The organism is Bacillus sp. SKDU12, from assembly GCF_010093085.1.
GTDB lineage: Bacteria > Bacillota > Bacilli > Bacillales > Bacillaceae > Bacillus > Bacillus mexicanus.
The window spans coordinates 42,125-68,101 of the sequence record NZ_MSRC01000003.1 but is presented as its reverse complement, the minus strand read 5'-3'; the positions used below and the strand labels follow the sequence as shown (position 1 = coordinate 68,101).

Annotated in this window: 34 protein-coding genes; 7 read left to right on the top strand and 27 right to left on the bottom strand. The window is 42.8% G+C overall.

Translation table 11 applies throughout. The features are described 5' to 3' along the window. The first annotated feature begins 100 nt into the window (after window positions 1-100). Complete coding sequence (locus tag BTW01_RS18240) at window positions 101-274, top strand: hypothetical protein (RefSeq protein WP_202923584.1); 174 nt, start codon at window positions 101-103, stop codon at window positions 272-274. A 305-nt stretch (window positions 275-579) separates the two neighbouring features. On the opposite strand, the gene BTW01_RS01610 is transcribed toward BTW01_RS18240, so the two are convergent. Further along, window positions 580-1,530, bottom strand: coding sequence for a ring-cleaving dioxygenase (locus tag BTW01_RS01610; protein WP_162101296.1), 951 nt, complete (start codon window positions 1,528-1,530; stop codon window positions 580-582). A gap of 383 nt (window positions 1,531-1,913) precedes the next feature. Between BTW01_RS01610 and steT the strand changes: the two genes are divergently transcribed. The 6 genes from steT to spoIISC all read left to right on the top strand — a co-directional run bounded on the left by steT (window position 1,914) and on the right by spoIISC (window position 6,402). Continuing rightward, on the top strand, window positions 1,914-3,230 hold the full coding sequence (gene steT / locus BTW01_RS01605) for a serine/threonine exchanger (RefSeq protein WP_162101295.1): 1,317 nt from the start codon (window positions 1,914-1,916) through the stop codon (window positions 3,228-3,230). A gap of 276 nt (window positions 3,231-3,506) precedes the next feature. After that, on the top strand, window positions 3,507-4,124 hold the full coding sequence (locus BTW01_RS01600) for a DUF47 domain-containing protein (protein ID WP_162101294.1): 618 nt from the start codon (window positions 3,507-3,509) through the stop codon (window positions 4,122-4,124). A gap of 12 nt (window positions 4,125-4,136) precedes the next feature. Next, complete coding sequence (locus tag BTW01_RS01595) at window positions 4,137-5,138, top strand: inorganic phosphate transporter (RefSeq protein WP_162101293.1); 1,002 nt, start codon at window positions 4,137-4,139, stop codon at window positions 5,136-5,138. 109 nt (window positions 5,139-5,247) lie between these two features. Then, a complete protein-coding gene (gene spoIISA, locus BTW01_RS01590) occupies window positions 5,248-5,994 on the top strand; it encodes a toxin-antitoxin-antitoxin system toxin SpoIISA (RefSeq protein ID WP_162101292.1) in 747 nt (248 codons plus the stop codon). Further along, window positions 5,994-6,164, top strand: coding sequence for a type II toxin-antitoxin system SpoIISB family antitoxin (locus BTW01_RS01585; RefSeq protein ID WP_162101291.1), 171 nt, complete (start codon window positions 5,994-5,996; stop codon window positions 6,162-6,164). The genes spoIISA and BTW01_RS01585 overlap by 1 nt, the downstream gene beginning before the upstream one ends. An 85-nt stretch (window positions 6,165-6,249) precedes the next feature. Beyond that, complete coding sequence (gene spoIISC, locus BTW01_RS01580) at window positions 6,250-6,402, top strand: three component toxin-antitoxin-antitoxin system antitoxin SpoIISC (protein WP_162101290.1); 153 nt, start codon at window positions 6,250-6,252, stop codon at window positions 6,400-6,402. Here spoIISC and BTW01_RS01575 read toward each other — a convergent pair. The 26 genes from BTW01_RS01575 to BTW01_RS01450 form a co-directional block, all read right to left on the bottom strand. Continuing rightward, a complete protein-coding gene (locus BTW01_RS01575) occupies window positions 6,399-7,490 on the bottom strand; it encodes an acyltransferase family protein (protein WP_162101289.1) in 1,092 nt (363 codons plus the stop codon). The two genes, spoIISC and BTW01_RS01575, sit on opposite strands and share 4 nt — an antisense overlap. Before the next feature lie 78 nt (window positions 7,491-7,568). After that, entirely contained in the window at window positions 7,569-8,465 is an 897-nt protein-coding gene (locus BTW01_RS01570; protein WP_162101288.1) for an N-acetylmuramoyl-L-alanine amidase, read from the bottom strand. Between the two features lie 12 nt (window positions 8,466-8,477). Then, the gene (locus tag BTW01_RS01565; RefSeq protein ID WP_162101287.1) at window positions 8,478-8,741 is read right to left on the bottom strand and encodes a phage holin; all 264 of its coding nucleotides are present in this window, start codon (window positions 8,739-8,741) and stop codon (window positions 8,478-8,480) included. 12 nt (window positions 8,742-8,753) lie between these two features. Then, a complete protein-coding gene (locus tag BTW01_RS01560; RefSeq protein WP_162101286.1) occupies window positions 8,754-9,023 on the bottom strand; it encodes a hemolysin XhlA family protein in 270 nt (89 codons plus the stop codon). A gap of 52 nt (window positions 9,024-9,075) precedes the next feature. Beyond that, window positions 9,076-9,912 (bottom strand): phage-like element PBSX protein XepA, encoded by an 837-nt coding sequence (gene xepA / locus BTW01_RS01555; RefSeq protein ID WP_162101788.1) that lies wholly within the window; start codon window positions 9,910-9,912, stop codon window positions 9,076-9,078. A 44-nt stretch (window positions 9,913-9,956) separates the two neighbouring features. Next, on the bottom strand, window positions 9,957-10,121 hold the full coding sequence (locus tag BTW01_RS01550) for an XkdX family protein (protein WP_162101285.1): 165 nt from the start codon (window positions 10,119-10,121) through the stop codon (window positions 9,957-9,959). Next, the gene (locus tag BTW01_RS01545; protein ID WP_162101284.1) at window positions 10,118-10,447 is read right to left on the bottom strand and encodes an XkdW family protein; all 330 of its coding nucleotides are present in this window, start codon (window positions 10,445-10,447) and stop codon (window positions 10,118-10,120) included. The genes BTW01_RS01550 and BTW01_RS01545 overlap by 4 nt, the downstream gene beginning before the upstream one ends. Before the next feature lie 10 nt (window positions 10,448-10,457). Next, entirely contained in the window at window positions 10,458-12,521 is a 2,064-nt protein-coding gene (locus BTW01_RS01540) for a terminase (protein ID WP_162101283.1), read from the bottom strand. A 2-nt stretch (window positions 12,522-12,523) separates the two neighbouring features. Further along, a complete protein-coding gene (locus BTW01_RS01535) occupies window positions 12,524-12,796 on the bottom strand; it encodes a hypothetical protein (RefSeq protein WP_162101282.1) in 273 nt (90 codons plus the stop codon). After that, window positions 12,793-13,371 (bottom strand): YmfQ family protein, encoded by a 579-nt coding sequence (locus tag BTW01_RS01530; RefSeq protein ID WP_162101281.1) that lies wholly within the window; start codon window positions 13,369-13,371, stop codon window positions 12,793-12,795. The genes BTW01_RS01535 and BTW01_RS01530 overlap by 4 nt, the downstream gene beginning before the upstream one ends. Continuing rightward, window positions 13,355-14,401: a baseplate J/gp47 family protein gene (locus BTW01_RS01525; protein ID WP_162101280.1), complete on the bottom strand. Its 1,047-nt coding sequence runs from the start codon at window positions 14,399-14,401 to the stop codon at window positions 13,355-13,357. Before BTW01_RS01525 ends, BTW01_RS01530 begins: the two co-directional genes overlap by 17 nt. Beyond that, window positions 14,394-14,819 carry a DUF2634 domain-containing protein gene (locus BTW01_RS01520; protein ID WP_162101279.1) on the bottom strand — a complete coding sequence of 142 codons (426 nt, stop codon included), beginning with the start codon at window positions 14,817-14,819 and terminating at the stop codon, window positions 14,394-14,396. Before BTW01_RS01520 ends, BTW01_RS01525 begins: the two co-directional genes overlap by 8 nt. Before the next feature lie 55 nt (window positions 14,820-14,874). After that, window positions 14,875-15,141 carry a DUF2577 family protein gene (locus BTW01_RS01515; protein WP_162101278.1) on the bottom strand — a complete coding sequence of 89 codons (267 nt, stop codon included), beginning with the start codon at window positions 15,139-15,141 and terminating at the stop codon, window positions 14,875-14,877. After that, window positions 15,141-16,118, bottom strand: a complete 978-nt coding sequence (locus BTW01_RS01510; protein ID WP_162101277.1) for an XkdQ/YqbQ family protein — start codon at window positions 16,116-16,118, stop codon at window positions 15,141-15,143. Before BTW01_RS01510 ends, BTW01_RS01515 begins: the two co-directional genes overlap by 1 nt. A gap of 26 nt (window positions 16,119-16,144) precedes the next feature. Further along, on the bottom strand, window positions 16,145-16,804 hold the full coding sequence (locus tag BTW01_RS01505; RefSeq protein WP_162101276.1) for a LysM peptidoglycan-binding domain-containing protein: 660 nt from the start codon (window positions 16,802-16,804) through the stop codon (window positions 16,145-16,147). After that, the gene (locus BTW01_RS01500; RefSeq protein WP_162101787.1) at window positions 16,797-20,558 is read right to left on the bottom strand and encodes a transglycosylase SLT domain-containing protein; all 3,762 of its coding nucleotides are present in this window, start codon (window positions 20,556-20,558) and stop codon (window positions 16,797-16,799) included. Before BTW01_RS01500 ends, BTW01_RS01505 begins: the two co-directional genes overlap by 8 nt. A 1-nt stretch (window position 20,559) precedes the next feature. Further along, a complete protein-coding gene (locus BTW01_RS01495; protein WP_162101275.1) occupies window positions 20,560-20,709 on the bottom strand; it encodes a hypothetical protein in 150 nt (49 codons plus the stop codon). 29 nt (window positions 20,710-20,738) lie between these two features. Next, on the bottom strand, window positions 20,739-21,185 hold the full coding sequence (locus BTW01_RS01490) for a phage tail assembly chaperone (protein WP_162101274.1): 447 nt from the start codon (window positions 21,183-21,185) through the stop codon (window positions 20,739-20,741). A gap of 93 nt (window positions 21,186-21,278) precedes the next feature. Continuing rightward, entirely contained in the window at window positions 21,279-21,722 is a 444-nt protein-coding gene (locus BTW01_RS01485) for a phage tail tube protein (RefSeq protein WP_121591709.1), read from the bottom strand. A 1-nt stretch (window position 21,723) separates the two neighbouring features. Then, complete coding sequence (locus BTW01_RS01480; protein ID WP_162101273.1) at window positions 21,724-23,124, bottom strand: phage tail sheath family protein; 1,401 nt, start codon at window positions 23,122-23,124, stop codon at window positions 21,724-21,726. Next, window positions 23,121-23,339, bottom strand: a complete 219-nt coding sequence (locus tag BTW01_RS01475) for a hypothetical protein (protein ID WP_162101272.1) — start codon at window positions 23,337-23,339, stop codon at window positions 23,121-23,123. Before BTW01_RS01475 ends, BTW01_RS01480 begins: the two co-directional genes overlap by 4 nt. Window positions 23,340-23,342: 3 nt before the next feature. Further along, complete coding sequence (locus tag BTW01_RS01470) at window positions 23,343-23,783, bottom strand: phage tail terminator family protein (RefSeq protein ID WP_162101271.1); 441 nt, start codon at window positions 23,781-23,783, stop codon at window positions 23,343-23,345. Between the two features lie 12 nt (window positions 23,784-23,795). Further along, window positions 23,796-24,281, bottom strand: a complete 486-nt coding sequence (locus BTW01_RS01465) for an HK97 gp10 family phage protein (protein WP_162101270.1) — start codon at window positions 24,279-24,281, stop codon at window positions 23,796-23,798. Beyond that, window positions 24,278-24,634: a YqbH/XkdH family protein gene (locus BTW01_RS01460; protein WP_162101269.1), complete on the bottom strand. Its 357-nt coding sequence runs from the start codon at window positions 24,632-24,634 to the stop codon at window positions 24,278-24,280. The genes BTW01_RS01465 and BTW01_RS01460 overlap by 4 nt, the downstream gene beginning before the upstream one ends. Continuing rightward, window positions 24,631-25,014: a DUF3199 family protein gene (locus BTW01_RS01455; RefSeq protein WP_162101268.1), complete on the bottom strand. Its 384-nt coding sequence runs from the start codon at window positions 25,012-25,014 to the stop codon at window positions 24,631-24,633. Before BTW01_RS01455 ends, BTW01_RS01460 begins: the two co-directional genes overlap by 4 nt. A 21-nt stretch (window positions 25,015-25,035) precedes the next feature. Further along, window positions 25,036-25,971, bottom strand: a complete 936-nt coding sequence (locus BTW01_RS01450) for a phage major capsid protein (RefSeq protein ID WP_162101267.1) — start codon at window positions 25,969-25,971, stop codon at window positions 25,036-25,038. Window positions 25,972-25,977 lie beyond the last annotated feature (6 nt).

Genomic DNA, 25,977 nt, shown 5'->3' with positions numbered 1-25,977 from the left:
AACAAAAGACCTATCTTTCTATGAAACCTTTTGCCAAGATACCCGTATATAAATAAACTGACATTATTGCTGAGACATCGTTTAAGAAGGAGATATGGACATGAAAACTGGATTGGGTATTATTTGCGCAGGATTGTCTTTACTGCTGCTGAGCTTTCACCTTTCTGCATCCACATTGATGTGGGGAGTTACACTAGGGGCCAGTATTTTATTAAACATGACTGGTACGGCTCTCATCATGCGTTTCTTAAAAGCACCTCAATATAACAGCTGACATGCAGCAAAGCCTAGGATAACATCTATAGGCTTTGCTGTTTTCATTTCAGCGTGACTGAACATGCGGATTTACTGTGGATGCGAGCAAGCTAAGGATAAGAACGCTCTTCAGCTCGCCCTTTTGTATACCTTTGAAATAGTGTAATAAGTAAATCTGAATAAACCATTCATAAACAAAGCCAATATTTTCGCCGAAACCATTTCATGCCACAATACGCTTTAAGCCATTTCCCGAACGAACCTCCTTCCACTCATATGATAAAAAAAGCCTTCCGGCAACGCCGGAAGGCAAATAACAACCATTTATTGAATCGGTTTGAGTTTTGCTTCAATTTCTGCTCTCCGATGCTCAAGGTATGGCGGAAGAGCGATCGTTTGGCCAAGTTCATCAAGGTTTTCATCAACCATAAAGCCCGGTCCATCTGTTGATAGCTCGAACAAAATGCCGTTCGGCTCTCTGAAATACAGCGCCTTGAAGTAGTAGCGTTCAACGATGCCGGAATTGCTATAGCCTTCCCGGCTGATAATCTGATGCCACCCGGCAAGTTCTTCTTCATCTCTTACACGAAATGCGACATGGTGAACACTGCCTTTCCCCTGACGCTCGCGCGGAAGATCATTTCTCTCTATGAGATGGATTTCAGTTGCCGCCCCGCCTTCTCCTGATTCCAAAATAACAGCGGTTCCTTGTCCTTCGACAGTTTCACGGCTGATTTCTGTAAATCCAAGGATATCCGTCAACACGTGTAAGGTCGGTTCAGCGTATGGCACAGTCAGTTCAACCGGTCCTAATCCGCGAAATGAAAATTCTTCCGGAATGCCGCTCTGTTTAACAGCCAGCCCATATCCTTTTCCTTTCTCATCTGCAGTCAGCACAAGGCGCTGCCCTTCATGATCTTGGAAGGCCAATATGTCACGTCCCGCTCTTTTCGCAATGTCGCTATGCGCCACCTGATGCTCTTCAAAACGTTCTTTCCAGTAATGTAAAGCTTCTGTGCTAGGAACGCGCAAACCAATAGAAGAAATACTGTTTGTTCCCGCATGAAACGGCGCAATACGGGGGATCTCGAAAAATGTCAGTTCAGTTCCCGGATTTGCCACTTCATCTCCGTAGAACAGATGGTACATTGTCGGTTCATCCTGATTAACAGATTTTTTGACGAGCTTTAAACCCAATACTTTCTTATAGAAATCTACATTTTTTTGTGCGTCAGCCGTTAACGCTGACACGTGATGGATACCGTTGACTTTCATATATGTCCCTCCAGGTTATATATCTCGATTTCGAGATATTATATCATAGTTATAGATTTGATTGTTCTCATTACAAGGTATTTTATTCGCATGAGAAAGTCAACATATCAGCTTGAGAGAAAATTCGATATTTTGCGGAGTTATCATCCCATCCTATGAGTCGGTTGAAATCCGATTAACAAACACGAACTTTAATGACGAAAACACTTATTTTCATTCGTTTATAATTGATTACACTAGCTATTCTTATAGTTTTTTTCACCAAAATAAAGAAAATAACTAAAATCAGAAAATTTATTTTATTCCACTTTTCTAAAATAGGGTTTACAATATGAAAAAAGATTTTGCATCATGAAGCTTCACCAGCATAGGAGGTTTAGGACATGCATACTGAAAACAACGGTTTAAAAAAAGAGATAGGCCTCTTATTTGCCCTTACTCTTGTCATCGGAACCATTATTGGTTCAGGTGTTTTTATGAAACCCGGAGCTGTACTCGCTTATTCAGGCGATTCTAAGACAGCGCTTTTCGCCTGGCTGTTAGGCGGTATTTTAACATTGGCGGGCGGTTTAACAATTGCGGAAATCGGCACACAGATCCCAAAAACCGGAGGGCTTTATACGTACCTTGAAGAAGTATACGGCGAGTTTTGGGGATTTTTATGCGGCTGGGTGCAGATTATCATTTACGGCCCAGCGATTATCGGCGCACTCGGTTTATATTTTGGGTCTTTAATGGCGAATCTTTTCGGCTGGGGATCTGGACTATCAAAAGTAATCGGAATCATAGCCGTTCTCTTTTTATGCGTCATTAATATGATCGGTACAAAATACGGCGGCTTTGTCCAAACGCTGACAACGATCGGAAAGCTGATTCCGATTGCATGCATTATTCTCTTTGGCCTTTGGAAAGGCGATCAGCACATTTTCACAGCAGTAAACGAAAGCATTGCTGATATGAACTTCGGGGCAGCCATTTTGGCTACGCTGTTTGCTTACGACGGATGGATTCTTCTGGCCGCTCTCGGCGGAGAAATGAAAAATCCTGAAAAACTGCTGCCGCGTGCAATGACAGGCGGATTATTAATTGTAACAGCCATCTATATTTTCATTAATTTTGCATTGCTTCATATCCTGTCTGCGAACGAAATTGTGACACTTGGTGAAAACGCGACAAGCACGGCTGCCACCATGCTGTTCGGTTCAATCGGCGGAAAGCTGATCAGTGTTGGGATTATTGTCAGTATCTTCGGCTGCTTAAACGGAAAGGTCCTTTCTTTCCCGCGTGTATCCTACGCAATGGCGGAACGTAAGCAGCTTCCATTTGCTGAAAAACTGTCACATGTGCACCCGAGGTTCCGCACACCATGGATCGCGATATCTTTCCAAATTGTCTTGTCTTTAATTATGATGCTGATCAGCAACCCTGATAAGCTCTCGGAAATTTCTATTTTCATGATCTACATTTTTTATGTGATGGCTTTTTTTGCAGTGTTTATCCTCCGCAAGCAAACAAAGGGAGAAAAGCGCGCATACAGTGTTCCGCTTTATCCACTTATGCCGATTGTGGCCATCGCTGGATCACTTTTTGTGTTAGGCAGCACACTTATCACAGATACACTGAGCTGCGGATTCTCCATCCTCATCGGCCTTGCCGGACTGCCTGTTTATTACGGAATGAAAAAACGAAAATCAAGCTAAAAAAACGGTTCCCTTTGTTTTGGGAACCGTTTTTTGGTGTAGCAGAAGATAAAAGTTGACAGGGAAAACACAACTTTTGATATACTTTTTACGTTAAGCAAAAAGATTTTGCAAACTTTGGTCGTTTTTTGAAGCAAAGCAGGCCAAAATAAATGGACATGACTAGCTAAAAAAGTCAAGAGGGGTTTTTTTCGTGTTTACCTGTTTTTTTTCGACAAAAGACTATATAATAATGTGATGTGTGCATTGTCTCATTCAAACTATGGAGGGTTTTTAATGATAAGAAGAAAAAAAGATAAGTTCTCACTCCTTTTAACAGAAATCGCAAAAAATATAGATGAAACTGCAGAGTATTTTGTGAACTTTAAAGTCACAAACCAAACAACACTTAAAGAATTTGCAGATACGTTAAAAGAATTTGAAACAAAAGGTGACAATCATGTTCATGTCATGATTAAAGAGCTTAACAAAGCATTCATCACTCCTATTGAACGCGAAGATATCCTTCAGCTGACAAACAGCCTGGATGATGTGCTTGACGGAATTGAACATTTCTCTGCCATGATGGAGATTTTCTCAATTACGTCATCAGACGAGCATATCGATAAATTCAGCGGATACATTAGAGAATGTGCGAAAGAAATTTTAATTGCAACTGAGCTGCTGGCAGAAAACCGCTTAAAGGACATTCAGCCTCACGCCATCAAAATTAAAGAGTATGAGCACAACTGTGATAACCTGCACAGAAAATCATTAAAAAATCTTTTCGGTCATGAAACAGATCCGATCAAAGTGATTCAATATCGTGAAATTTACGAAACGCTTGAAGAAATTGCCGACTCTTGCCAAAGCGTTGCCAATAATCTTGAAACCATCATTATGAAAAACGCGTAACGAGGGGTAAAAATGGATATTCTATTCATCTTAACAATACTAATCGTCATTTGTGCTCTGGCGTTTGATTTCATCAATGGGTTTCACGATACGGCAAACGCAATTGCAACATCAGTATCAACAAAAGCGCTGAAACCGCGCCATGCCATTATCATGGCAGCTGCAATGAACTTTATCGGAGCAATGACATTTACAGGTGTTGCCAAAACCATTACGAAAGATATTGTGGATCCTTATACATTAGCAAACGGCTCAGTCGTCATTTTAGCTGCGTTAATCGCTGCGATTGCCTGGAATCTGATCACATGGTACTACGGTATTCCAAGCAGTTCATCCCATGCAATCATCGGAGCGATTGCCGGTGCCGCCATTGCGTCAGCCGGATTTGCCGCATTGAATTATAAGGGCTTCATTAAAATCATTGAAGCACTGCTTTTATCACCGATCATCGCCTTTGTCCTTGGGTTTATTCTTTACAGCATCGTCAAGCTGATTTTCAAAGACAGCAATTTGGCGAAAACGAATAAGCAATTCCGCAGAGTGCAGATTGTAACTGCTGCCCTGCAATCATATACACATGGAACAAACGATGCGCAAAAAGCAATGGGAATTATCACAATGGCTCTCATTACAGCAAATTTACATACCTCTTCTAACGATATTCCAACCTGGGTGCAGTTAGCCTGTGCGACAGCCATGGGGCTCGGAACATCAATCGGCGGCTGGAAAATCATCAAAACCGTCGGCGGTAAGATCATGAAAATTCGTCCGGTAAACGGTGTTTCTGCTGACTTAACAGGCGCAGCCATTATTTTCGGCGCCACATTTATTCATTTGCCGGTCAGTACAACCCACGTCATTTCTTCATCAATCCTTGGCGTCGGTGCATCACATCGGGTAAAAGGCGTAAACTGGGGCACAGCCAAACGGATGCTCATTACTTGGGTCATCACGCTTCCGATTTCAGCGACGCTTGGTGCCATCGCCTATTTTATTTTAAATATGATTTTTTAAGGTTACACCGCTTCTGTCAATGAAGCGGTTTTTTTGATGAAACAGGAAAACCAGCCAAATCTCTCGAATACAATAAGCAGAACCTATTTTAGATGTGAGGGATTGATGTATGCTTTTATTCTTTCAGATCATGGTCTGGTGCATCATGGCCGGATTAGGCTTATATGTATATGCCACATGGCGGTTCGAAACGAAGGTTAAAGAAAAAATGTCCGCCATCCGGAAAACATGGTACTTGCTGTTTGTTCTGGGCGCTATGGTATACTGGACATATGATCCTTCTTCCCTATTTACTTACTGGGATCGGTATCTCATTGTCGCCGTCAGCTTTGCTTTAATTGATGCTTTCATCTTTTTAAGCGCATACGTCAAAAAACTGGCCGGCAGCGAACTGGAAACAGACACAAGAGAAATCCTCGAAGAGAACAACGAAATGCTTCACATGTATCTCAATCGGCTGAAAACATACCAATACCTATTGAAAAACGAACCGATCCATGTTTATTATGGAAGTATAGATGCATATGCTGAAGGTATTGATCAGCTGCTGAAAACCTATGCCGATAAAATGAACTTAACAGCCTCCCTTTGTCACTATACGACACAGGCTGATAAAGACCGGTTAACCGAACACATGGATGATCCCGCGGACGTAAAAACCCGGCTTGATCGCAAGGACGTTTATTACGACCAATACGGAAAAATGGTTCTCATCCCTTTTACTATCGAGACACAGAGCTATGTCATCAAGCTGACGTCTGACAGCATTGTCACGGAATTTGATTATTTGCTTTTTACATCATTAACGAGCATATATGATTTAGTGCTGCCAATTGAGGAGGAAGGTGAAGGATAATGGAACGCGCGTTTCAAAGCGGATGCGAAGCCGGAGCGGCAAAGCCGTTTAAAATCCTAAAAAAACGTTCAACCACCAGCGTCGCAAGCTATCAAGTCAGTCCTCATACAGCAAGAATCTTCAAAGAAAACGAGCGGCTGATTGATGAGTATAAACGAAAAAAAGCATGATCACACTAAAAGGACGAGGGAATGCAGCTCTTGTCCTTATTCCTTTTCTGATAAGGGCTACATATACTAATACAAACAGAGGACATTGTCAGGTGATACAGTGAAAAAATTAGTGAGGCGCGTGAAGTTTGTTAATTACGGGAAGTTTGGCATTTCCGGATATTCGCTTCGTGTGAGGGCGCGGAGTGCCATGATATTGAAGCATCTAAAAAAACGAACAAAAAAAAGCGACATTTAAACAATATGTCGCTTTTTATATTCATTATTTTTATTCGTTTTATTGAAGAGTCGTGCATAAGCAACCTCTAAATACTTCATTGGATATATGATATATTTCACTATACGGTTAAATGCTCGAGATCCAAATAAATACGTTATACCTAACGCCATCGTAAAGCATAAAATCAATCGCGTGTCGGGATTTTGCTCGTTTAACCATCTATTGTGAGAAAATAACGGGAAGACAAAAATCATATGAAATAAAAAAATGGCAAGGGAGTTTTCTCCCCATTGGCTCAATTTATTTTTCTGAACACCAACTGCATTTAATAATAAGAACATACCTAATACAGCTAAGGAATAATGAAAGAACATAATTCCTGTATAACTATGATTCTCTATATTGAACTTTTGGTAGCCTAGAAAACCAAAAAACAGCTGATCAAATTTATCATTATGTTTATCTAAAATAATGAATATCAATACAGAGACAGCTAAAGTGGAAAACAGTTTAAACTTAAATTTGTCTAATGAACTATATATTTTACTCATGAGATCACTTGAACAATAAAAACCAGCCAAGAAAAACGGAAGAAAAACAAAAGTTCTTAATATAGACAGTGTTTGTGTATGCATATTGCTGTAGTATATTTTGATAAATTCTACGATCTGGTCTGCGTAAAATCTAGAATAAAAGCTTAGCACGAACAACAAAATCAGAACCACTGCTGTTAAAACATTTCTGCCTTTTATTCTCTTTAAAAATAGAGCCAACGCATACCAGCTGGCTAAACTGACAATATACCACAAATGAGTATGCGGTCTGCCATAAGTAAACTGAATGACAGAAAAGTTACCTGCATAGTAACGATACACACAGTAGAAAGTTTGAAAAATCACATATAACAGAATGAGATTGATGACCTTTTTAATAGACGGCCTTTTGGAGAAATAGCCATTTAGAAAAATAAAAGCAGGCATGTGGAATGAATAGATGATTTCAATCATATTTTCCAGCCCGCTTTTACTAACACCCAGCAGATGACCAAATACAACTAAAAATATTAATACACCTTTGACATTATTTAATTTAATATCTTTTTGCACAGTATAACCACCCAAAATACAAAATTCGTCATATTCAGTATGGTTTTACTAACAAGCATTGTCAATGTTTTCTTTCTTCTAAACTAGTAAAGCAGCATGGATTTTCTTCTTCGTCGTAGGCCCATAAATACCGTCGGCCGTTAATCCGTTAACAGATTGAAAACGGGCAACAGCGTCGGCTGTTTTCGGTCCGTAAACGCCGTCAATTCCGTTGTTGACAGCGCTTTTATCAGGGTAAAAATAGAGAGCGGCCAGTGCTCGCTGCACTTGAAAGACGTGTTCTCCTGAGGTATATGGCGTTGTCAATTGAATGATGCCATCAGGGAGCGGATAGAGCTCGGGTTCTTCAGCGTACGACGGAGCACTTACAATCAATACTTGACCGACCTGAATAAGATTCGGGTCTTCGATATTGTTCCACTCTTGCAGTTGAGCAACAGTTACACCGAATGCTCTCGCGATGGATGTAAGCGTATCTCCTTGTTTCACGACATAGGTTTGGCTGCCGCCTCCCCCAATCCCCTCTTTAAACGTATCCCATGTATCCAGAAGCTTACGCGGGCATTCTTTTCCAGACCAATATTTATGAGGAACAACATTGGCGAGACTGATTTTATGCTCTTCCATTAATGTCTTTATGAGCCACTGGGCATTTGCTGTTGCTTGCGCGAAATCTCCATCGGCATTTTCACAAATTTCGATCCCAATAGAAGCCCGGTTACCGATACCGTTTCCATCTCCCGCATGCCAGCCATTTTCATTTAATGGAAGATGCTGATAAATTTCCGTATCATCAACTGTAAAATGCCAGCTTGTCTCCGTACCAGCATTTTTTAAATAGCGGGCATGTGCCTTTGCATCAGCTCCGGGTGCATCGTTCGCTGTATTGTGCACAGTGATATAGAGTGGCGTCATAGTGTAACCTGGACGGTTATTTGCGCCGACTGGAATATAGTCTTGAATGATGTTAACCATTTACATTTCCCCTTATTTCGTTAGATTATTTTCCTTTAACAAGTGACGCTGTTTTTTTCCTTTTTTTGTTACATAATTGTTTTTAAACCACGCGGCAAGTGTCGTTCCAATTGTAAAGATGACAGATCCGGCTGAATAAACAGCGTCAGCAAGTTGATTGACCTGCTCCTCTTGAATATCCAATGGTGACTTGCCAAACATCAGCATGGTCTGGTTGATTAAGGCAATTAAAAGAAGCACCGTCCTGATGACCGTGCCTTTGTCATACGTTTTCATGAAAATCCTCCTTTAATGCTGCAGCAGGTTATACATAATGGCGATCGCTCCGCCGATAATTCCTGTGCTCACTGCTGTAATAATGGCACCTGTGATGGTGCGTTTAATCCATGTTGTGTTCTCTTCAATTTTGTTCAATTTTTCGTTCAGCGTCATAATTTGCTGGTCTTGCCGGTCAGACACGCGTTCTAATGCGGAAACCCGCTGCTCAAGCGCTTTATGCTCACCTTTCATATCAGCTAAATCCTGCTGAAAGACATTTACGTCTGCCTCTTGCTGCATCAGTTACTCCTCCTTTACATGCGGATCATCTCCCTTCTTAGGGCAGAAATGGTTACGAAACAGCGGTTCCTTTTATCGAAAGAGTTCCGCCTGTGATACTGGCGATCTCCATGATGATCTCCTTAAACCCTTTAATATCGAAAGCCCACGCCTCAGATTTCCCTAACGTACTTAAGGCAGAGGATGCATCATCAGATTTCACTCCTCTGATCGGCAGTTTCTGCCCTGACACCGATTTGCCCCAAAATTTGATCTCGCTTGTTTCCGCTGTGCCGTATACCTCAACAAGTAAATGCGCGGCGCCGTCCACGGATAAAACGGCACCTTCGCCAGCATTTTCCGCATTTTCATGAAAGACAAAGTCAATTGTTTTGCCAGTCTCCACTTTCAGCCGTCCTTCATGTGTTTGATTCTCCGCAAAATCAATCTGCAAAGGGGTTTTTTCATTTACATGAACGTCTATTTCTCCTGCACCGACTGATTGGTATATGACAAACTCGGATTGCTGCAGATTCCCATTCACATAACGGAAGCGGTAATAGCGCTTAGAAAGGTATACCCAGTCCGTCGCTGTCAGGACACCTGCTGCGACACTAACTGCTGCGGTCGTCGTCCAAGCATTGTTATTATCACTTTCTTCAACAAAAAGCGTGCCTTCACGATCTGCGTACGTCCAGCCCTTTACTTTTGAAATCAGAACTGCACCCAGCCTGTCTTGCCCGAGCTGACTGTATGCCTCAGTCGCCTTCAAGGCCGCATTTGTTAAAATCTCCGCTACACCTGACAAATTCGAAACAGGTGTCACAAAATCATTTTTTCCTCTATAAGGCTTTACAGCTCCGGCTTTTCCAGTCTTATCGATAGGAAATTCATATTGATACTTCACTATCCTCATCCTCCTTTTGATGTAAAAACAGCCAAAATAAAAAAGCCTTACATGGCTTTACCGGTAATTTCTTTATACTGGTCAGGTGTCATCAGCTTTTTATTCACACCCTCTGCCAGATCCTCAATCGAACAGTCTCTATATGCTAGAGCTTGTTTCACCATATCCGTTGTCGCCCACTTATAATAGAGGGCAAGCACCCAATAATTCATTCAGCATGATCTCCTTTCAAGGAAAGTAATGAAAGCTTTATATCGGCCAGTTGACTTCCTAAAGTTTTGTTCAATTCTTCAAGCTGCTTGCGTGCCAGCTTTTCCTTTGACAATTGCTCAGCAAGAATTTCCACCTGATCAGGCGGCTCATACGGCGGGTTTTTTTGCAGCTCTTCCCACCAGGATTCGAGTTCTTTTTGGGTTGGGATTGGGGCACGCAAGCTCCATTTTTCAATGTAAGAACCATTGCCGTCATTCCGCAGTTCGAAATCCTTTCTTGGCACAGCATCAGGGTATTTGTACATGATTGCGTCGTATAATATCATCTTGCACCTCCTATAGTATAGGGTAGTTTCTGCCGCCTATTTCTGTAATATCAAAATAGTTGTACCAACCTGAACTCTCTGTAGTATACCGAGTTTTATTGCCGCTATATCCCACATATAAATAAATTTCAATATAGTCTCCTTTATTAGCGGGAACTGTCGCAGCCCCATAAAGACCTACGTTTATTTCAGTAGTATCCGATTGGTCACCAGGGTTCACCCTATAGTGGGCAATATTTTTATATCTCACACCATTTAAATAAATGTCCATTTCGTAGTTTGCATATACTTGATAATTTTCTATATATAATCCAGCATTCACCAAAAACATCCCATCATTTGGAACAATAAATCTATTGTTTTTAGTATCAAAAGTATTATGGCTATCTTTTATTTTTCTATTATACTTTACTTTTTGAAGTTCTCCTTTAATCAATTGCTGCTTTCCTGTAGTTCCAATATTCGCGTGGGCAAAACCGGAAATTTTCTGCCAAGCTGTCCAGCCTGAATCGGCCCACCAATGGCGGATCCAAGAACCTGTACTAGTAAAATAAGAGTTTGACTCTTTTCCTGTCCCATAAAAGTATTGAGAAAATCTATAATTACTGTGTTTTTCATTTTTTACAATACCATAGGTAAACGGGTATCCTGTTGTATTATTTGCTCCTATATCCATAAAAGTCAGCCCAGCAGGGTACTCATTGCCACTTGTTCTAGCGTCTTGAATTGCATTAGAGCCTTTAAGTACTGTTAATTTTTGATTTGTATAATTTGTGTCAACATAATTTTTAGCATCAGCTAAAGCTTTATTTGCTTTACTTTGCGAACCCTCTGACGTTTCCAATGTATACCAATTTGTATATTCAGTACTATTAACAGCTACCCTTGTATAAAGTGTTTTCGTAGAGATGCTAAACCAATCTTGACGTGTAGCCCATTTATTTGCAGAGGGGTAGATAATTAATAAACCTGTTCTGTTATCATTTAACGGAAATTGATTTTGCAAAACGGGATTTGCATTCATGTAATTAGTGTCTAAACGATAAGTGCCAGGCGGGAGGTTCAAATCATTTGCATCGGTTATTGAATTTAATGGTCTAGTAATAAAGGCTGTGCTGTTAGTATAATCTTTTGATTGATTCAAAGCAGTATCAGCCTTTTTCTGCGCACCATCCGGTGTTTCTTGTTTAACATTTTCCACATTTCCGAGACCCACTTGTTGTTTAGTAACTGAATGCGGATTAGTTTTATCATTTTTATGAAAATTTAATTTAGATTGAACTTCATCCACAATATCCATTGTTGCAATTTGCTTCCATCCTCTGAACTCACCGTCTGTGTGAACCATTCCAATCCACATTGCAACGCCCCAACTTTGGTAAGCTACTATTGTTTTCCTTCCTGAATCACCTTCTATAATATCGTAGTTATACCAAGCTGCATCTCCTTCCACTGGATTGTTTACAACTGATTTACCAACTGCATAATAAAATCCAGAAGATAATGTTAGAATATCGGTACCGTCTTGGAGTTGTATTCTTTTACCATCATCTCCAGTTAGTTTATTTAGTTGTGCAGCATTCCATTTATTTCTTTCACCTTGAGATATATGAACTTTAGTATCACTTAAATGAGCATTGAAATCTGCTTTTGAGGCTTGTCTCACATTTTCGATATTTCCAAGTCCAACTTGTGCCTTTGTTACTTGGTGAGGGTTATCTCTTCTCGCAGCAAAATTGTCTGTATAGGCCTTGGCGTTTCCTTCAGCTTGATCCGCCTTATTTTGAGCTCCAAGAGGAGTTTCCTTCGCATTCCATTTATCACGTTCTGTTGATGTAATATGCCGTAATAAATCATTATTATGTTCATCAAAATCCTTCTTCGCCGCCTGCCGCACGTTATCCACGTTCCCCAGTCCGATTTGCGCCTTTGTTGTGTTGTGGGGGTTGTTCATGTCGTTTTTGTGGGCAGCCAGGTCTGTGTGGGCGTCTTTTATTCCTTTTTCCCAGCGGTTGACGTCGTCTTCGTTAATTGGGTCGTCAGGGAGCCAGTCTGTTTTTTCTTCGTATGCCATGTTTACACCACCTCAAAAGTAAATCTAAAATCGAGTGTTCTGTTTTTGCTGACGTCAAGGTTTGTTTTTCTTTCTGTAATGATGTTGCCCAGTTCGTCAACAATTTGTACCGTTTCGATATGCTTGATTTCTTCCTCACGTCTTGTCAGAACGGTAACTGTCGCTCCGTCAATGGTGAGTTCTGCTATGTCTGTTTTTTGTCCGTTAAGCAGAACGTGATCAATTCTGCTTTTTAGATCTGCCGCTGCACGTTCTCTGTATATGGTTGAAATCAAAGTAAAACCACCTCATTGTTGTTAAGGGTGACCGAATAACCGACCTTCAGCTCACTGGCTGTTCGGTATCTGCGGTGATTCAGGATGACTGTATCTTTTATGTGAAGCTTCTCATTTAATCCGCTTCTGAGCGTATACGCCAAATGAGCGGGCTTCATGTTTTCGATTGCTTCAATCAGCTCATTCATGTGCTGAAGGTCATCAATATTGATATCCACGTTAAATCGGTATTCACCGGGCAGCAGGCGGACCTGTGCTGACGGTTTTTTCAAAAAACGATTGACCGCCTGCTCAATGGCTTTATAGGTAATTGGCGGGATGTTCGACATTTTTGAAATCAACCGCAATCGTCTGATCTCATCTGTATCTCCTGATTCCCGCGGCACATTTAAAATCTTCTCCCAGCGGCTGAGCCCCCATGTCGCTGTCGGCACGAAAAGCTGATCCGTCAGATCAAATATGCTGTTATTCTGTTTCTCAAACTCTGGCGCTTCCGCTTTCAGCAGCTCGGCCATTTCTTTCAGACTCGTAAGAAACGGGGGCAGGTACGCTTTCATATCATCTTGTTTGCTCAATGATCTTCACCTGCCCCAGCTTAGGAATTTCCACGTCGCTCAGCACTAGATTTTCAGAGCTGCCATTGATTCTAATATTGGCATAATCACTGACTGATGGTGAGTTATAGACGATATTGTTTATTTGAGATAAACGGATGATGTTGTCTTCGAACGCCATTTTCTTAAAGAGATGTAAAACACCCTCTTCAATTTCTGACTTCACTTCATCTATCGAGTGATTGATTTCAGGCAGCACTTCGGCAGAAATCTCAACTTTCTTCCAAACCGCGCTTTCCACTGTGACAACAGCTCCAATTGGCGCCTGCCCCTCACCCTGTCCTGGCTCAGGGTCGATATAATCCTTTACTTTTTGAATTAAGATTTCAGAAGCCGGCTCAAGCTTGGCATTCGTGACGACAATTTTGACTGTGCCTTCCCCTTTCCAAAGCGGGAAAATCTTTGCTTTTCCAACACCATCCACTTCCTCAGCCCACTCTTTATAATGCATTTTATTGGCACTGACAGCCTCACGTCGAACCCTTATAAAATATCGTTCTCTTAAGCTGTCGTCTCCTTCTTCCTCACGACCCGGAATGAGTATTTCTTTGACTAAGGCTGTTTCTAAACCCGGAATGGTATCCAGTGACAATAAAGGACGTCCAGTCAGATTGGCGTTCCCTGCTTCACCCGGTGTTTCACAGATGAGCGTGCCATCTGCTGTATATTGAAAATAAAGATTATCCACATAGAAGCGGGAGCCTATGGGAATGGTCACACCAGACGTAAATTCTCCCGCTCTGACCGCCTTTGTCGCGGCAGTCCGCTCAATACCCGCTTCCGCTGCGCGCCGGTCTAAAAACTCGCCTTGTGCGGTATCAGAGAAGACAAGCTCAAGCACTGTATCCAGCCATATATATGACTTCGCAAGCTCGGCTGCCGCAGGAGCTAACGCATTATAAATGACGCTGCCTTCTCTTGTATCAATATCTGCGGAGATGCTGTTCAGCATACGCTCCATAATCTCTTCAAAGGTCTGATCTTCAAACATTTGCGCCAATCACCTCCTCAATTTCAAGCGTCCCTTCATCTGTCTCCACCACAAAGGAAACATGAAATGCATCGCCTTGTTTTTCGATCTCAAAATCTGTTACAGCAGATATCCGGTCGTCATAAACCAGTGCCTCTTCAATCAGTCTTGGAATCTCCATTTTTTTATAGGCATCAGTCGTCTCATGATCTGTCAGCACGTCCTGCAGCTCATTACCGACATTATGGCTGTATACGGAATATGCATAGCGCTCTGTCTGTAAAGCGATATACACGAACTGCCTAATCGCTTCAAGCCCGGTAATCAGTTCATTTGTAATTCTTTCGTTTTCAAAATCTATTTTGTACGTTTGCGAGGTTTCAATCACTTCGCTCTGATCTTCGATATCTTCAAACTTCACCTCTGGTGTCAGGGCCATGATGCCCACTCCTTTTACATGCTAAATAAAACCCCTTCGTTCTGAAGCGGTTTGGCTATACTTTATCTAAAATAAAAAACGATTGGCCGCCAGTCAGAGCCACAGTCATGATACGATCCCCTGGCTTGAGTGCATCATCTTCGCCGGCCTGCATCCGTTTCGGGATGATAAGGGCGTCAGAGGGTATGATCAATTTACTGTTTTCATTTAATCTGATGTTAACAGGGGAAACTGAAACCACCTCAGCAGGGAGCAGCTCCACCGGTGACTCTGCGCCAACTGCGCCGACGGCCAAGTGTTTAATCGCTTCACTCAATCTCATCAGGACGCTCCTTCTGGTATGGTGTTCTTTTCAACAACATCAATTGTCATCGTATGTTTCGTTCCTTTAAACTCATGCCGGTCTGTGTCTACCCAATAGGTCTTTTTGATCCCGGCCTCCGGAATGGAAATATAGACAGGCAAGCCGCTCTGCACTTCCGGAATACCGACCGCCTGAATATTTTTCAGTTCTTTTTTCACGCCCTTTTTTTCAGCAAGACGCACATCTGCCCGCCGCTGAAGCTGTGCCTGGTTGATATCATCTGTGACCGTTTCTGTATATTGAAGCACGCCGTATTTATTTAAGCCTGAACTGTCTTTGGCAGACGCTTTATACGTCTTCTTGTCATTCTGCCGGCGGAGCACCACCCGTGTTGCAGTGTCATCAATAGAAGTGCTGTATTGATAGCCCGTAATATTAACGCCGGTTTCCAGCACCCATACTTCTGACGGATCTGGCCAAGCGCGCAAACCGAGCTTTCCTTTTTCCGAATACAGCTGGTAATGCCGTCCTGTCTGCCTTTTCGTCTGTTTCAACGCTTTTAAGATGATGTCATACAGTGTCGTATCATTTTTAATGACAAGGCTTTTGATCGTATGGCCTGTATTCGCTATCGAGGCTGTCGGAATTTGAAAATCATTGGCTATTCTTTTGATCATCTGATCAGCTCTCTGGTTGGAAAAGACGTACACATCCTGGTTTTTGACCAGATACTGAAGCATATCGTATGCACTGAAAGCAAGTGTATGCTCGTCCGGTGTTCTTGCAAAAACGATGCCTCGAAAAAGCTCTTTTCCCTTCCACTTAAACAAGACCGTATCACCTTCTGTAACGCTATAATACGTCTGGTTGCCTTGTTTGATGACGATGGTCGCTTCAATGGAGCGCGGCGCCTGATAACGATGGCCTTCCAGTGATACACTTTCCGCTACCAGTTCAAGCCATTCTGTGTCTTTAATGACGAACAGTTCTATCATCATACATCACCTGTTTCATTGCGGTATTATTGCGGTATCTTTAATTTTTGGCCGGGGAAAATCCAGTGGCCCGGCTGCCTGATGTTCCGTTTGCTCCGTTTGATCATGGCCGTTTTATTGGCGTTCCAAATTTTGCGCCATTGCGTACTATTCCCGTAAAATCTGCCGGCAATGTCCCATAGCGTATCTCCCTTTTTCACTGTATAGGTTTTCGGAGAAGCCTTTGATGGACGTTTTGCCTTTGTTTTTTTCTTTTGTTTGATTTTCCGAGGGGAAGCGGTTTTATATTCTTTAAATTGAATATCAAATGAGCGATCACCGATATCCTGCTGGCCTTCGCTATAGGAAAAACTTTCAATGCTGCATGTCATGTTCACTTTAGTGCCCGTAATCAAAAACTGGACCGGTTTTTTGGCCTTCATCCATTTTTCAATTTTTGTTATTGCATTTTCCGGGGACGGAAAGTTTTGATATTCAGCTATCGGACTGTATTTCTTCGGAAAAAACGAAGAGAACGAAATTTCTTTCGCTCCCTGTTCGTCAATAAATGTAAGATCACCGAATTTGGCTACTTTAACCGACTCATTTTGAACCGTATTTGAAATATTCAGCTGGTCGGGAAGAACGGGGAGCCGCAGTTTGTCCTTCCCTTGTGAAATCCAAAATTCATATACGGATTTAGTCAAATGCAACGACTCCCTTCGTTCCAATATTGATATCCTTTTGCAGCTCGTCTATAAGCGCCTGTTTGATTTTCGCCGCAAGGGTTTCGGCGTCCTGTCCATTATGGAAATGCTGATCGCCGTTAAACTCAATCTTAATTTCTTTCGTTCCGGCCGTTTGTTTCGTTTGCCGTGTACCGGATGTAACTGCTGACACTTGTCCTGATGAAAGCTCAGACTGCTGGGATTGAGATGGATCTGTCACTTCCATACCAAGAGCCTGCGCCGCCCTCTGAAGGAGGTAGCGGCCGCGTATGCCCCGCTCCTCCGGAATGATCCACTCCCGCTTGTTTCCTTCTCCGACACGGGCGATTTGTTCTTTTGTGATCAGCCCGCCGTTGGCATAACCGACATAGGGACCGCCATGATTCATGCTTTTTATGCCCGGCACGTTATTAATTGACCCGTATCTGCTTTTAATGTAGCCGATCGCCGCAGCTGCGTTGTGGATCGGATTTTTAATATTATCCATGCCTTGTGCTTTATGATCATTAAAGGTGCTCGGAATGGTCTGCATAAGCCCTTGTGATGGATGCCCCGCTTTTGCATTGCTGTCCCACAGGTTAATTGCGTTCGGATTGCCTCCTGATTCATTCTGCGCAATCGTCATGAGTCCAGGAAGCCAGCTCATCGGTGTTTTTGTGGCCATGAGAGCCGCCATAATCCACTGTTTCACATTACCGCTCATCGCACCCATTCCTGAGTAAGCAGCGGCCAGTGATCCAGCTTGTTTTTCAGCATATTTTTTCACATCCACTGAGCCAAGGCCTTTGACAACACCAATTGAAGCAAAACGCCCCAAACTCATCATAACGCGGGATGGTGAATGGATATCCAGCTCTTCACGAAATGCCTTCTCAACTTTTTTCGCGAGTTCCTTGGCGGCTCCGTGGACTTCACTTGTCTTAGAAGTCATACCTGAAACAAAATTCCCGATCATGCCGCTGCCCCAGCCGTTTGAGGATTCCTTCGAACGGACAAACGGTTTATTCACATGAGTATTAACGTACTGATCAGTGCCAGTTTGTGAAGTATTTTGACCTGAAGCAAACCCTTTGATCGTACCGGTTCCCCATGAAGAGGATTTATTCACAGTGTTCTGGAATGGTGTTTTGACTTTCGTTTGCAGATAGCCGTCTGTACCGGTTGCAGTTCCGTTTTGACCCTTGGCATACCCGCTTACCATTTGTTTACCGTAATTGGATGAAGCAGAAATCATTTGTGTAAATGGCGTATTGATGTTTTTCTTTTTCCAGTCTTCCATATTGACCGGCTCTTTGCTGATGCCTTTGCCAATGCCTTCTGAAAATTGCTGTCCGAGTGCGGACGCTTGGCCTGTAAGATTTGCAGTGTTCATTGATGGAGAAGCTGATCCTGATACCGGGCTGGCAGCTGCTCCTCCTGAACTCGATACTGGACTTGCAGCTGAAGATGAAGCGGCTCCCATATCGTCTACAACTTGCATACCGAGCTTAGATGCTGCTTGTGAAAGAAGCATTTTACCTCGGCCTCGGTTGTTATCAACCGGAATAACGAATTCCTTGCCGGCTTCACCGATCCAAGAGATGGTTGGTTTGGTGATGTAACCGCCTGTGGCGTTTTTATCAGCTTTCATTCCAAAGTCTTTGTGAGCCTTCTCTCTTCCTTTTTGAATATGCTCTACCTTTTCTTTAACCCAAGACGTCACTCCACCGCCCACTTTTTGAGCAGTTTTCACTACTTTTCCGCCTGCAGACTTTACTGCATCCCAAGAATCTCCTAATATGTTTTTCCCCCACTCTTTTACTGAATCCCATTTTTTAGACCACCAGTCTTTATTAAATAGGCTGTCTTCAAGTGTTGATGTGAATTTTTTCCAAATCGACTTTGTGTTTTCCCATTTTTCTTTTGTCCAGCCTTTGACACCTTCCCATTTTCCACCCCACCAATCTTTATCAAAGACTGTTTCTTTTACTTTTGATTTAACAGACTCCCATACAGAAGAAGCTTGATCCCACTTATCCTTTGTCCAGCTTTTTACAGATTCCCATTTTCCGCCCCACCAATCACTATTGAAAAGTGTAGACTCTAATGCACCGTATGCATAACCAGCTTGTTCAGCCCACCAATTGGAGTCAAAAAAATTAGTAGAAGCTGTATCTTTTAAATCAGTCCATGTATCATCAAGCCCGTCTAGAGTATCTCCTGTTGTTGTTTTGACCCCTGTCCATTTTTCATTCCACCAATCACCATTAAATAGTGTATTTGAAATATTCTCTTTTATTTGAGAAGTATCAAACATCTTACCAATGTTCTTACCTGCTTCTTCACCGCCGATTCCGCCTACTAAACCGCCTCCGACTCCGCCGATTGCGCCGCCGATTGCTGTACCTTCTGGACCTGCCAACGAACCGATCGCCGCACCTGCTTCTGCGCCTGCAGTTGCGCCCGCTTCCGCTCCGGCGATGCGGCCTCCAATTGAACCAACCTTTTCGCCGGCATTATCTTTATTGGTTCCAGCTAGATCGAACAATTCTAGGGCGGATCCTACGTATGGAACAGCCTTTTTCATTCCTCTGAATGCTTTTCCGAGTTTGGATGAATCCTTTCCTAGTGATTTTAAACTTCCGATCCAGTTCTTTCCCTTCGAACCTGAAGTCCTAGATGCACTTTTACCAGATGTGCCGCTCTTGCGTCTTTTTATTACCTCACCAGGAACCTTAAGTGTTCTGTTTGGAGCCTTTGTCGGGCTTTTCTTTTTTCGATATGTTTTTTTCTTTTTAGAGCCTGGTCTTGTGCTGCCGCCTTCACAGCCGCAGCAACATTTACCACCTGTATTACGATTAAGGACTTTTTTATCTTTTTCAGAACCCCCGCCAGAATCTTTCTTTTTTTGCGGGCCTAAAATTTTATCAATGATCTTATCAAACACATCATTTTTCAGCTTTTCTAATAATCTTTCTTTGAAACGATCTAAAAAAGCTTTTCCGATTTCGTTGAGTGTATCCTTAATCCAAGGCCAAGCGGATTTTGTCCACCAATCCTTCAGCCATCCCTTTATTTTCCCAACCCAGCCGGGTTTTTGATCAGAGCTTTTGTCCGAGGATTTGTCTGATCCTTCCTTAGATTTCTCTTTGTTAATCGGGCTTTCTTTTTTATTGATTTTGTCTGATACTTTTGTTTTCACAACAACCTTTACAGAATACGTTTTTTCAAATTTCCTCAAAAGTGCTGTTAATCGATTCACTGTTTTGGTGATTTCATCGATGACTTTTAATTTAACTGTATAACCGTTTTTTATATTTTTCTTAATATAACCAATCATTTTTTTAACTGTTGACGTAACCTTGTCTTCTGGAACGAAAAGGAATGATAACTTTTGGTTAGATAGCAACTTCCGTATTTTTTTATACGCAGTTTTTGTTCGGTCTACTAAAGATACAGTCAGCTTTGTTTCTTTCGGCAGCCGTTTTAGTTTTTGTTCAATCGCTTCCAGCCTTGCAGTTGCTTGGTCATCAAGTACCACTTTGATTTCTAGTGATTTCGCGAATTTTAAAATGATGTAATCATTTATTTTTCTCAGACGGTAAAATGCCTGATCTTCTGCTCTGATGCTGATTTTGATTTGTCGATTGATGGTCTTGACTTTTTTTTCGACCTCTTGGAATCCTTTATGTATCCGTTTTAGTTTTTTAGATACTTTGTCTTCGAGATCAAAACGGGCTGTTAGTTTTGCGATCTTAGTTCCCTCCTCTCTTTGATTCTTTTTCTAATAGGTCTAACTTATAGCCTATTAACCCAAATAAAAGCGCTTTAAAGTGTTTAGGCGCTTCATATAATTCAAGAAGTTGGGATGGCGAATAATGAAGCTCATGCATCGCATAATACAAATACACTGCTTCCTTATCGCCATCCTTTACTAGTTTTTTGCTTCTTCTTCTAGATCTTCAAGATCATCTTCAAAACCGTTGATTTCAATTGCTTTATTCAGCCAATTCGCATACTCGCCCCCTACTGATAGCACGCGTTTGGCAACTTCTACGGGATCCGCTGTTTTGTAAGCTTCCCTTAAATCTTTTGAACGAAAATCAGGATAAATAGTAGATTCGATGGCAATTCTCGCATAAAAGCGCTGAGAGTCTAAATCTTTGACGCGGCCGCGGCCTTTCACATTTTTAAATACAGTATTTTCTTTTTCCAATTCATCAATTCGTTCGGTTGTAATTGGTTTTAAAATAAACGGAATGACATTCCCTTTTTTATCAACAAAACGCTTTGAGATCGGCACTTTGATTTCTTCAGCTTCAATTGTTTTACCCGGCATAAAAAAGGAAAGATCATATACGTTTTCGTTCTTTTCGCTCATGTGAAAAACTCCCTTATCTTTTGTTTGGTTTCATTTTGTAAAAAGCAGGCCTTTCTCAGAAAGACCTGCTTATGGATGTTGGTTTAGTGGTAATTAAAACGTGTCAGATAGCTTCTCAGGCACGTCGAAGTCTTCGAATGTAAATGGAACTTCTTCCTCTAATGCTTCTGAGTCAACATCAAGACTTGCGATTTTGGCAGAGTCGAAGTTGACGTCGTATAGCGTGACACGCTCTGTGCCTCGTCCAGAGGATTGATCATCAAGGACGGCTTGGAGGGTGAAGTAAGGGTCACTGCCTTTTTTCACGTAATCCATCATCAATAGCACAAATTTGGATGTGACTTTATAGAACGTCGCTGTTCCAGTTCCGTTTGCCCCTGTTGTTTTATGGCCTGTCATGCGGCGGCCCATAATGTTTACTTCAGACTTGTTTTTCTCGACGTTTGCTTCAAATGTTTTGATGTGCGCCATTTCTTCGCCGTTGAGAAATAAACGCCCTTCTTTTCCTGAGATTGTGTTCTGTGCTTTTAATGCCATATTAGTTTACCTCCACATTAAAGTAGAATTTTTCTGCTGCGTCGACAGGCTGTACAGCCAGGTCAATCAAGAAGCCATCACGGTCTTCATTCATTGAAATGGTGATATCCTCATCGGAATCAAAGCCAGTGATACCGCCCGCATCCTGAAGAGTCGTCATGTATTGCGTGATCATTGTTTTCACATACTGCAGTCCGTCTTCAGACGCCGGGATATCGCTTCCGCTGCCTTTCCTTGATTTAATTAAGTTTTTCAGCTCGCGTGTTAAATCGTTATTCACAGCATCAAGGACACGAACAATTTTGTTTTTCGCGAACTTTTTGTTTTTCTCAGCTGTGAACGTGACGAGTGAGTTAATGTCTTTTTCTACGCTGACGGATTTATCGCGGGCATCGAATGTGAATAAGAATTCACCCTTGCCCAGACGGTCAACAATCGCATCGTGATCAAGACGGTGCAACACATCGACGGCGCCTTCATACTCTACAAATGTAAGTGATTGATTAAAGGTTGCTCCTGCGCTCGCTCCAGCTACCCAAGCTGTTGCTTTATCAGGCGTAACTTCGGTGCCATCTTCAAGCAGGACACCTTCTGTTACATTGATGATACCTTCATAATCACCAGCATAATAAGCTGTGACGCCTTGTACTTTTTGTCCTTGTCCGTCCCGCAGGCGCTTAATAAACGCTGCAAATGTCGCCTTCAGCTGATCACCTTCGGCAACAGGCAGCACAATCACATCAAAGTTCTCCGTTTCAGCAGCCGCTAAGAAATCTGTATAGTCGGAGTTGACAGGCGCTTTATCTGTTCCGCCAGACAAACGGATTCCCGCAGATGCATCCAGTGTCACAGCTGAAGCGTCTTCTTCTGTTCCGGTGAGTGGAATTGTCGAAGAAAGATCGCCTTTTCCGCTAAAGGTGACATAGCCATTGGCTTTTAATTCTTTAGCCTCTTTGACAGTCTGTTTATCAACCTCTGATTCATCCATATACGTTGTGACATCAAAAGCAGCCGCATCCAGCACATTTGGGTTCACGCGGATGATAATGTCATTTCCTTTTGAACCGCCGTATACCGCAGTCGCTTTGACGCCTTCAGCAATATCGGCAGATGCTCGGACACCTTCAGTAAGACGGTACATTAATACCGTTTTCGCATTTTTCTTCGCTTCACGCAAAAGCAATAAAGACGGGTCGTCAATGCTGAGGCCCACTTTTTTGTTGAGGTCTTCAACGCTGGAAATGGAGACGAACGTTTTCGCTTCTCCCCAGCTTGATGCGACCGGAAGTGCGACTGTCCCCCGTTCACCGAGTGACACCCGCTCCTGAGCCGTCGTTTTAAAATTAAAATAAATGCCTGCACGTTCTTTTTCTTTGCCTGTTGTAAATGTTCCGCCATTCATGATGACATGACCTCCTTGGTTAGAAATGTTTGAATCAATTGTCTTGCCTCTGATTTCGTCATATATGTCTTGTCCACGCCAAATAAAGCCCCCTGAAGGATATCCGGCTTAACGCCGAACAGTTCCTTCGCGTGCTTAATCAAATCCGCTGTATCAAAAAGCGCTTCCCGGCTCTCTGTATGTACAGCCTTTTTCTGTTGTTTGTTCTTTGTCACCGTTTATTTCACCCCGCTGTTCATTTCGATCTCCTGTAAAACAGGCTGTTCTGTTTTGTGATAATAATATCGGCTGCTCCATCTGATCACCATAACCGCCTCGCCCCTGTCTCCTACCCTTGTCTCAATTCGGGTGATGCGAATCATATCCCCCGTCTTCTCACCGGATTCATTGAGAAGCGGAATCATATTTCTCGCTTCTCTGACGGCATCCGCGAGCCTGTCCGCTTCATCAAGCGCCTGAACGGAGTCATGATGAAACAGCTTCACATTGAGACTGTAGGTTTTTTTAAATGTGGAGACCGTATCTGTTTCCTCAAAAACAGATGGCGATGGGACGTATAATGACGGCACCTGAAACTGATCAGGGAGCTTACGTTCATAAATGGGAACAGACCATTGGCTGTACAAAAATGCCATGATCGATCCTGTTTCACTGTTCATCCTGCTCCTCCTTCACAGCTTTTTCAGCCACTGTCGCAGTTTTCTTTCCAGCGATGTTTCAAATAGCTGTTCATATAAGAGCAGCGCATGATCCCAGTAGCTCGTGCCCGGTATCCATTTCCTCTTGAGCGCCATTCCCGTTGAAGCCGCGGGATCATATAGAAACTGTGAGCCTGTGAAATGCCCCGGAACCCATCTCACATCTTCTTTTGTCGTCCAATGGCCGTCATTAAGAAATGAGGCGTAATCAAGCTGTGTGCCTACTTCAAGTGAAAGCCCGCCGCTTTGCACAATCCAAAGATTGTCCTCAGCGCCTTTCTCGAACGAGCTGAGCAGTTTTTCTGTATCAATCGTTTGTGTGCTGATGAGTTCAGATTGGACGAGCTCCAGAAAATCTTGCCCGCATTCTTCAAGCCAACGGGTCGCCTGACGTGAAAAGCCGCCTGAAGCCGCTTCTTTTAATGACTTGTTTAGCTGTTTCAGTCCTGTTATTTTCATAGCCTTTCATCTCTGACTGCGACGACTTCCCAATGATGATGTCTGATCCTTTTTGGCAGCTTTAGTATATAGCGATGATTCTCCCACATGATTTTATCGTTCACACGGATGTCCGCTGACAACGGAAAATGGACGAGAAAGCTGTGATATACAGTTTGATCCGGTTCCTTCTGGATCAGCTGCTGCGTTTTTTCGGTAAAATAGCAAGGAACATCTCGTTCATCGGGTGTGTCCGGATATGAAATGACCGGCTGCAGCTTATCAGCGGGAATTCCAAACCGGGCTGATGATGGCGTTTTTGCTGTTTCATGATAAATGTCACAGCGGTGAATGAGCATGTGCTGATAGCTCATAAAGATCTCACCTTCAGTCTGGAAGACTCAGAAACGTATCCAGGTGCCATAAAATCTTCAAGCAAGTGATACACCTCCGGCCGCTGAATCCCGCCTTGTCCAGAAAGCGTGTAGGAGTAGTCTCCCATCTTTTCAGACTGATAGCTGAATGCGGCTGATTCGTCACTGTTGACAAGCGCAAAATATTGGGCAAGCTTCAATAAAGCCAATCTCGCCTTAGCGGGCAGCGGGTCGTACACACTGTCTTCAAAGCGGTGTCCCGTGATGAGAGCTGCCTCTGCCTCCGCTTCGATGATATCCTGCGCCAGCAGTTTTTCCGGCCTGTTTTTCACCCGATCATAGACCGAATAGGAGGCTACGTCAGTCGGTTCAATGAGCATGAGCTGACCACCCCGTTTCTATTATTCTTTTACGTTAATTAATTTCGCGCATGCATCCTCTTCCTCAAACTTGCTGTCCAGTTTGGCCGTTAAAACGATAACGAATTTACGGGCGCGGATGTCTTTGTCGACTTCAATTCGGATATTGCGGGAGAAGCCGAGAATGATATTTTTCGGATGTGTGAGAATGATATCAGAAGCGTCATATTGCGCGTCTCCTTCACCGACTGTGTACGGCTGCATATTGGATACCCCTTTGACCGGTATGCCGAACGCTGTTGATAAACCGCCCTGAACAGCTTGGTCCCCAAGGTTTGTCTGACGGTCTGCTACGCGGTCCTTCCATTCAACTTCTAAGCCGTGAGACGTATAGAATCTGAATTCTTGAGGGATACGCAAATATTTCGACGGGACAGCCTTTAAGCCTCTCTTGAATGTCGATCTGGACAATTCTTCACCGTTCATGTCAACGATATGGGACACCGCTTGTTTGCGAATGCCATCCAGCTGCGCCAAATAAGGATCATCTGATGCTGTATCACCGTTTACAATCAGCTCTTCAATATCAACTGCGGCGCGCTCCGCTAAAATTTGCATAATCGTCTGCTGCAGGCCGTCTTTTTCAATATTGTTTTCAAGTGTGTCATACGTAATGTTGATTTCCGCAATGACTTCTTTCGTGTTCAGCTGAACAGTGCTTGTCGTCGGAACTGTCAATTGGTCCTTTGGCAGTGCTTTTCCTTCTTGAGCAGCCCGCAGAATACGCTGGCCGAAGCCGATTTTCTCAAATTTTTGCGAGTCATTTTCCATTTGAATCACGCGGGATTCATTGAAAATGGTCGGCGTGTTTTGCACCATGCGGATAAAAGCCGATGCTTGCGCAGGGTTCATAAGTCCGCCGCTTTTTAAAGCAGAAAGCGACATTTCCGCTTTCTGAATGATCTCTTGATTTCTCAATTGATT

What these genes read in the sequence shown, in the direction of transcription:
- BTW01_RS01585 (WP_162101291.1), top strand. Translation starts at nt 5,994, where the DNA reads ATGGAACGCGCGTTTCAAAGCGGATGCGAAGCCGGAGCGGCAAAGCCG.
- BTW01_RS01565 (WP_162101287.1), bottom strand. Translation starts at nt 8,741, where the DNA reads ATGAAAACGTATGACAAAGGCACGGTCATCAGGACGGTGCTTCTTTTA.
- BTW01_RS18240 (WP_202923584.1), top strand. Translation starts at nt 101, where the DNA reads ATGAAAACTGGATTGGGTATTATTTGCGCAGGATTGTCTTTACTGCTG.
- BTW01_RS01460 (WP_162101269.1), bottom strand. Translation starts at nt 24,634, where the DNA reads ATGAGCTATCAGCACATGCTCATTCACCGCTGTGACATTTATCATGAA.
- BTW01_RS01525 (WP_162101280.1), bottom strand. Translation starts at nt 14,401, where the DNA reads ATGTTTGAAGATCAGACCTTTGAAGAGATTATGGAGCGTATGCTGAAC.
- BTW01_RS01470 (WP_162101271.1), bottom strand. Translation starts at nt 23,783, where the DNA reads ATGAACAGTGAAACAGGATCGATCATGGCATTTTTGTACAGCCAATGG.
- BTW01_RS01510 (WP_162101277.1), bottom strand. Translation starts at nt 16,118, where the DNA reads ATGATAGAACTGTTCGTCATTAAAGACACAGAATGGCTTGAACTGGTA.
- steT (WP_162101295.1), top strand. Translation starts at nt 1,914, where the DNA reads ATGCATACTGAAAACAACGGTTTAAAAAAAGAGATAGGCCTCTTATTT.
- BTW01_RS01465 (WP_162101270.1), bottom strand. Translation starts at nt 24,281, where the DNA reads ATGAAAATAACAGGACTGAAACAGCTAAACAAGTCATTAAAAGAAGCG.
- BTW01_RS01570 (WP_162101288.1), bottom strand. Translation starts at nt 8,465, where the DNA reads ATGGTTAACATCATTCAAGACTATATTCCAGTCGGCGCAAATAACCGT.
- BTW01_RS01560 (WP_162101286.1), bottom strand. Translation starts at nt 9,023, where the DNA reads ATGCAGCAAGAGGCAGACGTAAATGTCTTTCAGCAGGATTTAGCTGAT.
- BTW01_RS01480 (WP_162101273.1), bottom strand. Translation starts at nt 23,124, where the DNA reads ATGAATGGCGGAACATTTACAACAGGCAAAGAAAAAGAACGTGCAGGC.
- BTW01_RS01550 (WP_162101285.1), bottom strand. Translation starts at nt 10,121, where the DNA reads ATGAATTATTGGGTGCTTGCCCTCTATTATAAGTGGGCGACAACGGAT.
- BTW01_RS01485 (WP_121591709.1), bottom strand. Translation starts at nt 21,722, where the DNA reads ATGGCATTAAAAGCACAGAACACAATCTCAGGAAAAGAAGGGCGTTTA.
- BTW01_RS01545 (WP_162101284.1), bottom strand. Translation starts at nt 10,447, where the DNA reads ATGATATTATACGACGCAATCATGTACAAATACCCTGATGCTGTGCCA.
- spoIISA (WP_162101292.1), top strand. Translation starts at nt 5,248, where the DNA reads ATGCTTTTATTCTTTCAGATCATGGTCTGGTGCATCATGGCCGGATTA.
- BTW01_RS01595 (WP_162101293.1), top strand. Translation starts at nt 4,137, where the DNA reads ATGGATATTCTATTCATCTTAACAATACTAATCGTCATTTGTGCTCTG.
- BTW01_RS01600 (WP_162101294.1), top strand. Translation starts at nt 3,507, where the DNA reads ATGATAAGAAGAAAAAAAGATAAGTTCTCACTCCTTTTAACAGAAATC.
- BTW01_RS01540 (WP_162101283.1), bottom strand. Translation starts at nt 12,521, where the DNA reads ATGGCATACGAAGAAAAAACAGACTGGCTCCCTGACGACCCAATTAAC.
- BTW01_RS01520 (WP_162101279.1), bottom strand. Translation starts at nt 14,819, where the DNA reads ATGGCCCTGACACCAGAGGTGAAGTTTGAAGATATCGAAGATCAGAGC.
- BTW01_RS01515 (WP_162101278.1), bottom strand. Translation starts at nt 15,141, where the DNA reads ATGAGATTGAGTGAAGCGATTAAACACTTGGCCGTCGGCGCAGTTGGC.
- BTW01_RS01610 (WP_162101296.1), bottom strand. Translation starts at nt 1,530, where the DNA reads ATGAAAGTCAACGGTATCCATCACGTGTCAGCGTTAACGGCTGACGCA.
- BTW01_RS01455 (WP_162101268.1), bottom strand. Translation starts at nt 25,014, where the DNA reads ATGCTCATTGAACCGACTGACGTAGCCTCCTATTCGGTCTATGATCGG.
- BTW01_RS01490 (WP_162101274.1), bottom strand. Translation starts at nt 21,185, where the DNA reads ATGAGCGAAAAGAACGAAAACGTATATGATCTTTCCTTTTTTATGCCG.